The 12,483-nt window shown below is 70.3% G+C and carries 12 protein-coding genes; 3 read left to right on the top strand and 9 right to left on the bottom strand.

What is annotated here, in order from left to right; all coding sequences use genetic code 11:
• Positions 1-25 precede the first annotated feature (25 nt).
• The 7 genes from AB0J88_RS35410 to murD all read right to left on the bottom strand — a co-directional run bounded on the left by AB0J88_RS35410 (position 26) and on the right by murD (position 7,921).
• Complete coding sequence (locus AB0J88_RS35410; RefSeq protein ID WP_364355240.1) at positions 26-979, bottom strand: carbohydrate ABC transporter permease; 954 nt, start codon at positions 977-979, stop codon at positions 26-28.
• 10 nt (positions 980-989) lie between these two features.
• Positions 990-1,931, bottom strand: a complete 942-nt coding sequence (locus AB0J88_RS35405; protein ID WP_364355243.1) for a sugar ABC transporter permease — start codon at positions 1,929-1,931, stop codon at positions 990-992.
• A 14-nt stretch (positions 1,932-1,945) separates the two neighbouring features.
• Positions 1,946-3,373, bottom strand: a complete 1,428-nt coding sequence (gene ngcE, locus AB0J88_RS35400) for an N-acetylglucosamine/diacetylchitobiose ABC transporter substrate-binding protein (RefSeq protein WP_364355246.1) — start codon at positions 3,371-3,373, stop codon at positions 1,946-1,948.
• A gap of 28 nt (positions 3,374-3,401) precedes the next feature.
• Positions 3,402-4,151, bottom strand: a complete 750-nt coding sequence (locus tag AB0J88_RS35395; protein WP_364355249.1) for an SIS domain-containing protein — start codon at positions 4,149-4,151, stop codon at positions 3,402-3,404.
• A complete protein-coding gene (locus AB0J88_RS35390) occupies positions 4,151-5,080 on the bottom strand; it encodes a MurR/RpiR family transcriptional regulator (protein WP_203711844.1) in 930 nt (309 codons plus the stop codon). The genes AB0J88_RS35395 and AB0J88_RS35390 overlap by 1 nt, the downstream gene beginning before the upstream one ends.
• Before the next feature lie 166 nt (positions 5,081-5,246).
• Positions 5,247-6,545, bottom strand: a complete 1,299-nt coding sequence (locus AB0J88_RS35385; protein ID WP_364355253.1) for an aminotransferase class III-fold pyridoxal phosphate-dependent enzyme — start codon at positions 6,543-6,545, stop codon at positions 5,247-5,249.
• 38 nt (positions 6,546-6,583) lie between these two features.
• Positions 6,584-7,921 (bottom strand): UDP-N-acetylmuramoyl-L-alanine--D-glutamate ligase, encoded by a 1,338-nt coding sequence (gene murD / locus AB0J88_RS35380; RefSeq protein ID WP_364355256.1) that lies wholly within the window; start codon positions 7,919-7,921, stop codon positions 6,584-6,586.
• A 59-nt stretch (positions 7,922-7,980) separates the two neighbouring features.
• Here murD and AB0J88_RS35375 point away from each other — a divergent pair, with 59 nt between their 5' ends.
• Complete coding sequence (locus AB0J88_RS35375; protein ID WP_364355259.1) at positions 7,981-9,321, top strand: hypothetical protein; 1,341 nt, start codon at positions 7,981-7,983, stop codon at positions 9,319-9,321.
• Here AB0J88_RS35375 and AB0J88_RS35370 read toward each other — a convergent pair.
• Together AB0J88_RS35370 and AB0J88_RS35365 are read right to left on the bottom strand one after the other, a co-directional pair.
• A complete protein-coding gene (locus AB0J88_RS35370) occupies positions 9,318-10,124 on the bottom strand; it encodes an RNA methyltransferase (protein ID WP_364355262.1) in 807 nt (268 codons plus the stop codon). The genes AB0J88_RS35375 and AB0J88_RS35370 overlap by 4 nt on opposite strands.
• A gap of 34 nt (positions 10,125-10,158) precedes the next feature.
• Entirely contained in the window at positions 10,159-10,770 is a 612-nt protein-coding gene (locus AB0J88_RS35365) for a TetR family transcriptional regulator (RefSeq protein ID WP_364355265.1), read from the bottom strand.
• 105 nt (positions 10,771-10,875) lie between these two features.
• On the opposite strand from AB0J88_RS35365, the gene AB0J88_RS35360 reads away from it, so the two are divergent.
• Together AB0J88_RS35360 and AB0J88_RS35355 are read left to right on the top strand one after the other, a co-directional pair.
• The gene (locus AB0J88_RS35360) at positions 10,876-11,793 is read left to right on the top strand and encodes an NADP-dependent oxidoreductase (RefSeq protein WP_364355268.1); all 918 of its coding nucleotides are present in this window, start codon (positions 10,876-10,878) and stop codon (positions 11,791-11,793) included.
• Complete coding sequence (locus tag AB0J88_RS35355; protein ID WP_364355271.1) at positions 11,793-12,473, top strand: SDR family NAD(P)-dependent oxidoreductase; 681 nt, start codon at positions 11,793-11,795, stop codon at positions 12,471-12,473. The genes AB0J88_RS35360 and AB0J88_RS35355 overlap by 1 nt, the downstream gene beginning before the upstream one ends.
• Positions 12,474-12,483: the final 10 nt, after the last annotated feature.

Raw genomic sequence — 12,483 nt, 5'->3', positions numbered from 1 at the left:
CCATCTAACCCCAGAGGTACGACAACTACTTCGTGATGCTGCCCGTCAGACCCGCCTGGACCTGGCGCTGGAAGATGATGTAGACCGCGAGCACCGGGAGCATCGCCATCGTGAGGCCGGCGAACATGCCCGACCAGTCGGAGCGGTAGCCCTGGTTGACCGACAGGTCGATCAGCGCCTGGGCGATCGGTGCCTTCTTGTCCTCGCCGCTCTGAGGCTGCATCAGCAGGACCGGCAGGTACCACTGGTTCCACTGGCCGATGACGTTGAAGATGCCGATGCTGATCAGGCCCGGCTTGGCCATCGGCAGCATCACCTTGAAGAACAGCGTGGTGTGCGAGCAGCCGTCGACCAGGCCCGCCTCGGCCACCGTCGAGGGCAGCGTGCGGAAGAACGAGTGCATGAAGAAGACGGTGAACGACAGCGACCAGGCGACGTACACCAGGATCAGCATCACGTACTGGTTGTGCCCGAGGAACGGCAGGATGTTGCCCATGTTGTCGATGCCCTTGTAGAGCGGCACCGCGGCCATGTAGACGGGCAGCGTCAGACCGGCCAGGAACAGGTAGTAGATGAGCCGGTTGCCGGGGAACTCGTAGCGGGCCAGCACGTACGCGGCCATCGATCCGAGCAGCATCGTGAGGAAGACGCCGCCGCCCACGATGATGATCGTGTCGAGGAAGACGTCGTTGAAGTGGCCGTTGGTCCAGGCCCGGGAGAAGTTGCCCCAGTGCAGGCCGTCCGGGATCAGCGACAGCGGGTTCTTGATGATCTCCGCGTCGGTCTTGAACGACGACATGACGACCCACAACAGCGGCAGCACCACCATGGCGCCCCACACGAGCAGGAACAGGTGGGAGAAGCCGCTGACCGCGGCGTCGCCGACCGAGGTGCCCTTGGGACCGGACCGACCGCGACCGGACGGCGAAGGCTGCACCCCGACCGTCCCCGTCGACGGAGGTGTGGTGATCGTGCTCATCCCAACACTCCTAGTACTCGATCCGCTCGCGGCGGGTGACGCGCAGCTGCACGGCGGCAAGCAGCAGGGTGAAGATGCCGAGGGCCACCGCGATCGCGCAGGCGTACCCGAACTGGCCCTTGTTGAAGGCCGTGAAGTTGATCACCGAGGCGAACACCTCACTCGCGTGGTCCGGCCCGCCCTGGCTCGGCGTCATGACGTAGACCAGCGCGTACATGTCGAGCGCGATGAAGCCCAGGTAGACCCAGGCCACCGACACCGAGTCGCGCAGCAGCGGCAGCGTGATCCGGAAGAACGTCTTGACCCGGCTGGCGCCGTCGAGCGTCGCGGCCTCGAAGATGTCCTTCGGGATGGACTGCATGGCGGCGGAGAACAGCACCATGTAGAAACCGGTGCCACCCCAGACGGCGATGAGCAACAACCACCAAAGCACGGTGGGTACGCCGAGGAAGGGCGTGGGGTCGGCGACGAACTGCAGCGGCTTCTCGGGGTCGACCAGGCCGATCTTCATCAGCAACCCGTTGAGCAGGCCCTGCTCGTCGCCGCGGTAGATGGCCTGCCACATGATGGCGACCAGGACCAGCGAGAGCACCTGCGGGAAGAAGAAGACGACCTTGTAGACGTGGGAGCCCCAGACGCCGCGGACCCCGGCCCTGCTCCCGCGTCCGCCCACATTGAGCAGGAACGCGAAGAGCAGGGCCAGCGCGATCGTGAAGACCGGCACGGTTACCAGGAAGAACACGCTGTGCCAGAAGGCTTTCCGGATCAGCTCGTCCTTGACCAGCCGGACGTAGTTGTCCAGCCCGACGAACTCCTGTGTGTCGGAGTAGCCGCCCCAGTTCGTCAGCGAGTATCCGATGTCCTGCGCATAGGGCCACAGCACGTAGAACACGTACAGAAGCACCGGCAGGAACAGGAAGCTCGTGACGAAGCGGGCTTTACCGTGCCGCATCTCGACTATCCGTTCTAGGCGTCGCGGGTGAACTTCTTGATGGAGCTGTCCTTGGCCACCTTGTCGGTGGCCTGCTGGAGCACATCGGCGAACTTAGCAGCGGTCATGCGGCCGGCCATGAGCTCACCGATCGCGTTCTGCTCCGCCTTGTCGATGTCGGCGTACCAGTCGGGGTGCTTGAAGGAGACCAGGTCGCCCGAGGCCTTCTTCATGACCTCGCCGGCCGAGACCAGCGCGGTCGAGTTGGTGACCTTGTCGCCCGAGCCGATCCGCGAGGAGAGCGAGCTCGTCAGCTCGGCGAACTTGCCGGCACCCTCGACGGAGAACATGGCGCGGAGGAACTCCATGCCAGCCGCCGCGTTGGCCGCCTTCTTCGGGACGATCCAGTTCTCGCCGGAGCCGGCGTACACCGCGCCCTTGGCCTTGTCGTTCGCCGTGACGCCCCAGAAGTTGGCGAGCTTCATCTGGAAACCCGACGGGATCGTCTGGCGCATCTCGTTCTCGAGCCAGGTGCCGCATGGCAGGAGAGCGGCCTTGCCGTCGAGGAACGCCTGCTGGGACTCGGTGTGGCTCAGCGTGGCCGAGCCGGCGAGCGTGTAGCCGTCCTTGACCAGCTTCTCGGTCGCCTCGAGCGCGGCCATGACCTCGGGGGTCTTCCAGCAGCCGGGCTTGAGGTTGTCGATGTCGACGACCGCGGACTTGCCACCGGACTGCCAGATCCAGCTCATGATGGCCCAGCGCATGTAGTACGGGTACTTGCCGGCGAACGCGAACGGCGCGATGCCAGCAGCCTTGATCTTCGGCGCGAGCGTGAAGAACTCGTCGAAGGTCGTCGGCGCCGTCCAGCTGTTCTTGTCGAAGAGCGCCTGGTTGTACCACATGCCGAACACGGTGTACGCGTAGTTGAGCACGAACACCTTGCCGTCGAACGTGCCGTCGGAGACGGTGCCCGGCAGCAGGGTGTCGCGCACCTTGGTGTTCGGGTCGTCCCAGCTCGGCGCGTCCAGCAGCGGCGTGAGCTCGGTCAGCGCACCCTCGTTAACCAGGGTGTCGAGCGCCATGATGTCGGCGCCGGCGTTGTTGATCAGGTCAGCGGGGGTGGTGCTGAACTTCGGCTGCTGCTCGGTCTTGATCTTCTGGGTCGAGCTCAGGTTGACGGTGACGCCCGCGTGCTTCTTGTTGAACACGGTCACGTCGAACTTGGCGTACGCGTCGCCGAGGCCGCCGTTGAAGACGACGACGTCGACCTTGCCGGAGTCGGCGACACCCAGCGGGTTGTCGTCGGTCTTGGCCCCGGTCTCGGCCTTGTCATCCCCCGTGGAGCTGCCGGCGCATGCGGAGAGCAGGCCGACGGCGGGGGTGGCGAGCAGACCGGCGGCCGCCGTACCGCGCAACAGCGAGCGGCGACTGAGGTCCGACGTGCTGTCGGGGAGTTGCGACATCTTGTCTCCTCGATTCAATCGATCGGGGTCATGCGGTACGCCGGAGACGCCCGGCATACCGCGATTCGAGGGCGTGGTTGTGCGCGTCCCCACCGGGGACGTTGGCGGAGAGGTAGATAGGGGGAACCTCTCCGAGTTGGTGGAACCGTCGCACGACCTCGGCGGTCAACAGCTGCGCCAACAGCGCGGCGGTGACCGACGAGACCGCACAGACCGTGCCGCCGTCGTGCGTCGGCAGCAGTGCGTCGCCGTACGGCGCGCCGTTGTCCAGCACGACGTCAGCGAGGTCGGACAACCGCCGACCCGACGGGTGGCGCGGTGCCACCCGGGTTGTGTGCGCCACCGAGGTGACCGCGATCAGCTGGTGACCGCGTTCCTTCACGAGGGACGCCAGTTCGACGACCGAACCGTTGATCCCGGACTGCGAGGCCACCACGAACACGTCCTGCGGCTGCGGCCGGGCCAGTTCGTAGATCTGGTGGGCGATGCCGGGGTCGCGCTCGAGCTTGGGATCGCCGAGCACGTCGCGGTGCGCGTCACCGTGCAGCACCAGGTCGTGGATGTCGAGCCGGTTGGTGGGCACCAGGCCGCCGGCCCGGCCGACCAGGTCGGCGGCGAACGCGGCGGAGTGCCCGGCGCCGAACGCCTGGAGCACTCCCCCGTCGCGCAGGCTCTCGGCGATCAGGTCCGCGGCACGCGCCAGGTCGTCGGTCTGGGCGTCGAGAACACCGTCGAGCAGCGGGCGTACGGCGTCGGCGTAGCCCCTCGCGGAGATCATCACAGCGCCGCCCCCTTGGCCGTCTTGTGTCCGTCGACCGCCTGCGCGGTGCGCTGGAACGAGGCGTGTGCCCGGTCGTGGGTGCGCTGCGCGACCGCGATGTAGAGCAGGTCGAGCACGACGAGCTGCGGATGCCGCGCGGAGAGCGCGTCCGGCCGGAACGTGGTGGCCTGCGCCGCGGTCAGCAGCACGATGTCGGCGAGCTCCGCCAGCGGCGACCGCGGGAAGCTGGTCAGCGCGACCGTGGTGGCGCCGCGGCTGCCCGCCTCGGCGAGCATCTCGATCGTCTCCCGGGTGGCGCCGCTGTGGCTGACGCCGAGGGCCACGTCGCCGGGGCGCAGCAGCGCGGCGCTGGCCAGCCCGTTGTGCACGTCGGTCCAGGCCCATGCCGCGACGCCGATGCGGTGGAGGCTGAACTGCATCTCCTCGCCGACCAGCGCGCTGCCGCTGGCGCCGAAGATGTCGACCCGGGTGGCGGCGGCGATCGCGTCGGCGGCCCGCTCCACCTCGGCCAGGTCGAGCAGCGCGGCGGTGTCGTGCATGGCCCGCGTGTCGGCGGCCATGATCTGGCCGAGCACCCGGTCGAGCGGGTCGGTCGGCTGGATCTCGCGTCCGATGTCGAACGTCCAGCCGGCCGAGCGGGCGCGGCCGGTCTCGGCGGCGATGCCCAGCCGGAGGTCGGCGTAGCCGTCGAAGCCCAGCGCCCGGCAGAACCGGGTGATCGTGGCGGGCGAGGTGCCGCTGCGCTCGGCCAGCTCGACGATCGTCGCCCGGGCCGCGGCGGCCGGGTCGGCGAGCACCTGCTCGGCCACCCGCTGCAACGCTCCGGTGAACTCGGGAAGGCCCGCACGCACCCGGAGCAGGACCCCGTCGGCGGGCGAGGCATCGACGACCGCGGTGGCGGTCGAGTCGGCCTCGCGCTCGATCATGGGTCCGCCTTTCAAAAAAGAGTGTTAACTGTTAGTGGTAAAAGTTCTTACTGAAGCCCCCCTTGTGTCAAGACTTTGGGTGAAGTTTTCAAACTGTTACGCGCCGATACGCACGCGAAACCCCGCCGGGCATGCTGCACCGGCGGGGTTCTCGAAGCGGTAACGATCAGGCGGCGCTTGTCTCCTCAATGGCGTTGACCAGGATGTTCAGGGCCTCGCGGGCCTCGTCCTCGGTCAGCGTCAGCGCGGGGCCCATCCGGATCACGTTGTTGTAGAGACCGCCCTTGCCGACGAGCAGGCCGCCCTTGCGGCACGCCTCGAAGACCCGCACGGTGGCGGGCACGTCGGGCACGGTCGTGCCCGGCTGGACGAACTCGATGGCCAACATGAGGCCCCGGCCGCGGATCTCGCCGACCATCGGGTTGTCGCCGACCTGAGCCCGCAGGCCCTCCCGGAGGATCGCGCCGACGCGGGCCGCGTTGCCCTGGAGGTCGTGGTCGAGCACGTAGTCGACGACCGCGTTGCCGGCCGCGGTCGAGATCGGGTTGCCGCCGAAGGTCGAGAACGAGATCGCCGGCACGTTGTTGACCACGTCGGCCCGACCGACCACGCCGGCCAGCGCGAAGCCGTTGCCGATGCCCTTGGCAAAGGTGAGCAGGTCGGGCACGACGCCGTGGGCCTGGTAGCCCCAGAAATGTTCGCCCGTGCGACCCCAGCCGGTCTGCACCTCGTCGGAGATGAGCAGGATGCCGGTCTCGTCCAGCACCTTCTTGAGCGCGCCGAACAGCCCGTCGGGGCCGGCGACGAAACCGCCCACGCCCTGCACCGGCTCGGCGATCAGCGCCGCCACGTCGCCCGAGGTCTGGGTGGCGAGCACCTCGCGCAGGTCGTCGACGGCGGCGTCGACCTGCTCGTCGCTGCCCAGGCGGGACAGCAGGCCACGCAGCCGGTCACCGGAGTGCAGCCAGCTGACCTGGAGCGGGTTGAGCGAGCTCGACGACCAGCCGCGATGGCCGGTGATGCCCATGGCCGCGTACGACCGGCCGTGGTAGCTGTTGCGCACCGCCAGGATCTGGTTGGACCGGCGATGGTTGGTGGCCATCAGCAGGGCCGCCTCGTTGGCCTCGGTGCCGGAGTTCGTGAAGAACACCCGGGCGTCCGGAATGCCCGACAGGCGGGCGATCTTCTCGGCCAGCTCGACCTGCGCGCGGATCAGGTAGAGCGTCGAGGTGTGCGCCACCCCGGTGCGCAACTGCCGCTCCACGGCCTCGGTGATCTCGGGGATGTCGTAGCCGACCATCGTGGTCAGCACGCCGCCGAAGAAGTCGAGGTAGGTGCGGCCGTCGGAGCAGGTCACCCGCCGCCCGGAACCGGAGACGATCTCCAGCGGCTCGGCGTAGTAGAGCGGCATCCAGCTCGGCAGCACGGCCTTGTGCCGCGCCAGCAGGTCGTCGGTGCTCGTCATCCTCACGGTCTAGCACACCGCAGACCCCGGTGGGCTTTCTACGCCGGTGCGGAATCCCTGATCGCCTCGGCGTACACCTCGCTGCGGTGCTCGTAGTTGCGGAACCGGCCGTAGCTGGGCGCGCCCGGTGACATCAGGACGACGCCGCCGGGCGGGGTCAGCGCCCGTGCCCGACGCACGGCCGCGACGAGGTCGTCGACCACTTCCGCGTGGACGTGCTCGAGGCCCTTGAGCGCGTCGACGATGCGCGGGCCGCTGTCGGGGACCGCCAGCACGGTGATCGCGTCGAGGGCCTCCAGGTGGTCCCGGAGCACGGTGTAGTCCACGCCGCGGTCGTTGCCACCGACGATCAAGGTCAAGGGCTTGCCGACGTACGCGTCGATGGCGTGTGTGGTCGCATGGGGGCTGGTGGCGAGCGTGTCGTCGACGAAGGTGATGCCGGACGGGTCGCTGATCTCGGTCAGCCGGTGCGGCAACGGCTGGAAGCTCGCGGCGGCCGCCCGCAGGTCGGCTTTGCTGGCGACGCAGTCGATGCCGAGCGCGGTCAGCACGGCCAGCGCGACGCAGAGGTTGCCGGCGTTGTGGCGGCCGGGCAGGTTGAGCGCGGCCCGCTCGAACAATCTCGTGCCGTCGGGCGCCACGACGTCGTCACCGTCGATGTGGAAGCCGGCGGGGTCGTTGGCCGGGACCGCTCCGGGCAGGTCCCGCACGCGGGGCGCCAGGCGCGGGTCGGCCGCGTTGTAGATGATCGCTTTCGGTCCGTGGGCCACGAGGTTGAGCTTGTCGCGGTAGTACTCCTCCTCGCCGCCGTGCGCGTCGAGATGCTCCGGGAACAGCGCGGTCACCGCCGCGACGGCGGGCGAGACGGCCAGGTCGCTGCACTGGTAGCTGGACAGCTCCAACACGTACCGGTCGGCGTCACCGGGCAGGTCGAGCACCGGCACGCCGATGTTGCCGCCGTAGAGGTTGGGTCGGCCGAGCGCCGTGAGCAGGTGGCTGACCAGGCTCGAGGTGGTGCTCTTGCCCTTGCTGCCGGTGACCCCGACGGTGCGGTCGGCGTGGTCGGCCATCCACAGCGCGGTACCCTGGGTGACCGTGACGCCGGCTTCGCGGAGTTTGACCATCCACGGGTGGGTCTGCGGGATCCCGGGCGAGCGGACGACCACGTCCGCCTCCGCGAGCGCCTCGTAACGGTCGGTGAGCGGCGCCGCGGCGGCGAGCTCGCCCTCCCAGGGCAGGCTGAGGAAGTTGCCGCTGTCGTCGACGGCGCGCAGACTCGCGGGATGGTGGGCGGCGATCGCGACCACCGCGGCCCGGCCCTCGCGCCCGGTGCCCCACACGGCGACCCGGCGTCCCTGAAGGTCGGCCAACCTCATCGGAGTGCTCCCTCGTGGTGTCGAGCGGCCCGGTAGCGGGCGCCGAACTAGTATGGCCTGTGCCCAACGACCAGCTCGGCCAGATGGCGGTGTTCCGCTTCCCGTCCGCGTCGTTCGACCCTTCCACCGGGGTGGCGACCTTCTCCTACGAGCTCGACGGGCCGGCCGGTGCGGTGACCTTCACCGAGACCGTCACCCTTCCGGTGCCCTCGTCGCCGCCCTCCGAGGCGCGGCTCGCCGCGGTCCGGCAGGTGCTCTCGCTGCTCCACCTGGTCGCCGGGGTCAGCTACTACAAGGCCGCCGCGCCGCCGCGGATCGAGCTGCCGGCGCCCGTGTCCGACGCGGTGGTCGAATACGTCACCGCGGTCTACACCAAGGGGCTCGCCGAGTACGCGTACCGCAACGACCTGCCGCACGTGCTGTCGCTGGTGCCGGTCGTGGTCGGCACGGCCGCGCCGCTGGCGCCGGCGCCGGAGCTGACCGAGGGCCGGCCGCTGTCGGCGGTCGGCGGCGGCAAGGACTCGATCGTCTCACTGGAGACCCTGCGGCTCGGTGGGCTCGACCCCGTGCCGTTCTCGGTCAACCCCAACCGGATCATCGAAGCGGTCAACGCGGCCTCGGGCGTGCCCGCGCTGGCCGCCCGCCGGCGCCTCGACCCGCTGCTGCTGGAGCTCAACGGGGCCGGGGCGCTCAACGGGCACATCCCGGTCACCGCGATCAACTCGCTGATCGCCGTCGCCACGGCCGTGCTGCACGGGCTCGGGCCGGTGGTGATGTCCAACGAGCGCTCGGCGTCCGACCCGAACCTGATCTGGAACGGTCACGAGGTCAACCACCAGTGGTCGAAGGGCGTCGAAGCTGAGGGGTTGCTGCGGGCCGCGCTGGCCGCGCACGCCGGGCTCGTCGACCCCTACTTCTCGCTGCTCCGGACGCTGTCCGAGCTCCACATCGCCAAGCTGTTCGCGGGCTTCACGGGCTACGACGACGTGGTGACGAGCTGCAACCAGGCGTTCAAGCTGCGCGACGCGACCGCCCGCTGGTGCGGCCACTGCCCGAAGTGCCGGTTCGTCTTCCTGGCCATGGCGCCGTTCATGGAGCCTGCGCGGCTGGCCAACATCTTCGGATTGGACCTGTTCGCCGACCCGGCGCAGATCCCTGGCTACCTGGAGATCCTGGGCATCGACGGGCACAAGCCGTTCGAGTGCGTCGGCGAGGTCGAGGAGTCGCTGGTCGCCCTCGGGCTGCTGTCCCGCCAGCCGGCCTGGTCGGGGTCGCCGGTGGTGACCGCGCTGGTCGCGGCCGTCCCGTCCGAGGCCTGGGCGGCGGCGTCGGACTCCGAGGTCTTCACGCCGGGCGGCCCGCACTTCGTCCCGGAGACGTACGCGAAGCTGCTCCCCTAGTCCTCGTCCTCGCGGCCGAGCTCCCAGAAGGCGACGGCCGCGGCGGCGGCGACGTTGAGGGAGTCGACGCCCTTGCGCATGGGGATGGCGACCCGCATGTCGCTGGCCCGCTGGGCGCTCTCGGTGATGCCCGGACCTTCGGCGCCGAGCAGCAGGGCCGCCCTGCGCCGTTGGGCCTCGGTGAGCTTCTGGATCGGGACGGCGTCGTCGGCCGGGGTCATGGCCAGCACCGTGAACCCGGCCTCGCGCACCTTCTCGAGGCCGCTCAGCCAGGGAGCCAGGGTCGCGTACGGGATCGCGAAGACCTCGCCCATGCTGACTCGGACGCTGCGCCGGTAGAGCGGGTCGGCGCACGTCGGCGAGAGCAGCACGGCGTCGATGCCCAGTGCCGCCGCGCCCCGGAAGATGGCACCGACGTTCGTGTGGTTGTTGACGTCTTCCAGGATGGCGAGCCGCCGCGCGTCCGCCAGCACGGTGTCCAGGTCCGGCAGCGGGCGGCGGTGGAAGCTGGCCAGCACGCCCCGGTGCACGTGGAAGCCGGTCGCCTGCTCCAGGACGGCCTGGCCGGCGGCGTACACCGGTGCGGTGTCGATCAGGTCGCCGAGCTGGTCGACCCGCTTCTCGTCGACCAGGTAGCTGCGGGGGCGGTAGCCGGCGCGCAGCGCGCGCCGCAGCACGAGCTCACCCTCGGCGATGAAGAGGCCGTGCGGGGGCTCCCAGCGGGTACGCAGCTCGACGTCGGTCAGCGCGCGGTAGTCGGCGAGCCGCTCGTCGCCAGGTTCGGTGATCACGGTGACCGGCACGCGGGACATTCTCCGCCCCGGCAGCCGGCGGCCGTCAGCCGGGCAGCCGCTCGGCCAGTTGGCGTGGGGCCGTGGTCGCGTTCGCCGCCGGACGCAGGCCGTCGAGCACGTAGCCGAGGTGGCGGAGCCAGGCGTCCGGGGCGCTGGCCGCCGTCCGCTCGACCAGGCCCGCGTTGGCCATCAGGATCAGCACCACGTCGGCGTGGTCGACCTCGGCGCGGATGGCACCGGCCGCCCGGGCGCGGTCGAACAGCGCGGTCAGGCAGTCGAACGCGATGTCCCGCAGGTCGTCCAGCTCGTCCACATCGGACATGCGCGCGGTGAGCAGCTCGGCGAGCGCCCGGTCGCGGGCCTGCAGCTCGCACAGGTAGCGCAGGTGACCGGCGAAGGCCAGCCACGGGTCCGGGTCTTCGAGGGCCTCGCGGGCGGTGGCGACGACCTCGCGCAGCGGCTCGAGGAAGACGGCGCCGACGAGGTCGCGGCGGCGCGGGAAGCGTCTGTAGAGGGTGGCGTTGCCGACCCGCGCACGCCGCGCGATGTCGTCCAGCGGCGCGTCGAGGCCGCGCGTGGCGAACACCGCGCGAGCGGCGTCGAGGAGTTGGCGGCGATTGCGCTCAGCGTCGGCCCGCAGGCTCCCGGGAGACATGGTCGATACCTTACGACGGTAACCGGGGGTTGATCTCTGGTCGTGCTAGCGTCGCAGAAGGAGCTAAGCAGGGACAATCCCCCAGTTAGGTGAGGTGGTCTCGCGATGGCACGAGCACTGGCGGTCGCCGGCCGCGACCAGTCCCCCGCGGTTGTCGAGGTCACGGTGCCGAACCCGGGACCCGGACAGATCAGGGTGGCGGTGGAGGCGGCCTCGGTCAACGGAATCGACGTGGCCACCGGGGCCGGGGCCTTCTGGGAGTCCGAGCCGCACCGCTTCCCGGTCGTGCTGGGCCGCGACTTCGCCGGCACCGTCGAACGGGTCGGCCCCGGCGTCGCCACCATCCGCCCTCGTGACCGCGTGGCCGGGGTGATCACGGGTACGTCGATGGCCCGTGGCGCGCTCGCCGACACGATCGTCTTCGACGCCCGCAGCGTGACGCCGCTCCCGCCGGGCATCAGCGAGGAGCAGGCGGCCGCCGCCGGACTGGCCGCGGTCACGGCCAAGGCCCTCGTGGACACGCTCAAGCTGACCGAGGACGACACGGTGCTCGTCACCGGGGCGACGGGCGGGGTGGGCGCGTACGCCGTGCAACTCGCCCGGGCGGTCGGCGCCACCGTCTACGCCACCGCGCGTCCCGGCGAGCCGACCGAGTTCGTGCGGGGGCTCGGCGCGAACGAGACCGTCGACTACACGGACGGCTTCGCCGCCCCACCCGGACTCACGGCGATCGTGCACGCCGCCGGTGACGCGACCACCCTCGCCGCGCTGCTGCCGGCGGGCGGCCGGATGTCGTCGGCCCTCGGCGCGGACACCGACTCGGTCGGCCGCAAGGACATCACGGTCACCCCGGTGATGCCCACCGCGACGCCGGAGACCGTGGGCACGATCCTGGACTCGATCGCCGCCGGGACGCTGCGGGTGCCGATCACGCACACGTACACGATGGCCGAAGCGGCCCAGGCGCTCGCCGACTTCGGCAGCCACAAGCTGGGCAAGCTCGTGGTGGACACGCGCCGCTAGTGGCTACCGTCGCGATCGTCGGTGCGGGGCCGGGGCTGGGCCTGTCCCTGGCCCGGGTCTTCGGCGAGCAGGGTTTCGAGGTCGCCCTGATCGCCCGCACGGCGTCCACATTGGATGACCTGGTGGCTTCGCTGACGGACGAGGGGATCGCGGCGGCGGGCTACACGGCCGACGTCATGGACCGGCCGAGCCTGGTGCGCGCGTTCCGGGACATCGCCCGCAACCACGAGCCGGTCGAGGTCCTGGAGTTCTCCCCCGCGCCGCACGGCCCGGAGGCGGGGCTGGTGTTGGCGGGGCCGCTGGACGTGAGCGTGGCCAACGTGCAGCCGCACCTGGACTTCTACGTGCACGGAGCGATCACGGCCACGGGCCAGGTGCTGCCGGACATGCTCGAACGCGGCAGCGGCACGCTCCTCTACACGACCGGGTCGGGGTCGGTGCGGCCGGCGCCCGCGATGGGCAACGTGGCCCTGGCCTGCGCGGCGCTGCGCAACTGGGTGCTGAACCTGCACGACGCGCTGGCGGGCAAGGGCGTGTACGCGGCTCATGTTCCGCTGTCGCGCGAGGCGGAGGAGGCCGATCCGGACCGCGTGGCGCCGCACTACTGGGACATCCACACGAGCGGCGAAGGCGGGGAGCACCCACTGTCGAGCGCGGTCCTGCGCGCGAAGCGGCTCTAGCGCCGTTTCC

This window comes from Asanoa sp. NPDC049475, from assembly GCF_040676915.1.
GTDB lineage: Bacteria > Actinomycetota > Actinomycetes > Mycobacteriales > Micromonosporaceae > Asanoa.
The sequence above is the reverse complement of the archived record's forward strand: the minus strand, read 5'-3'. Positions and strand labels throughout refer to the sequence as shown.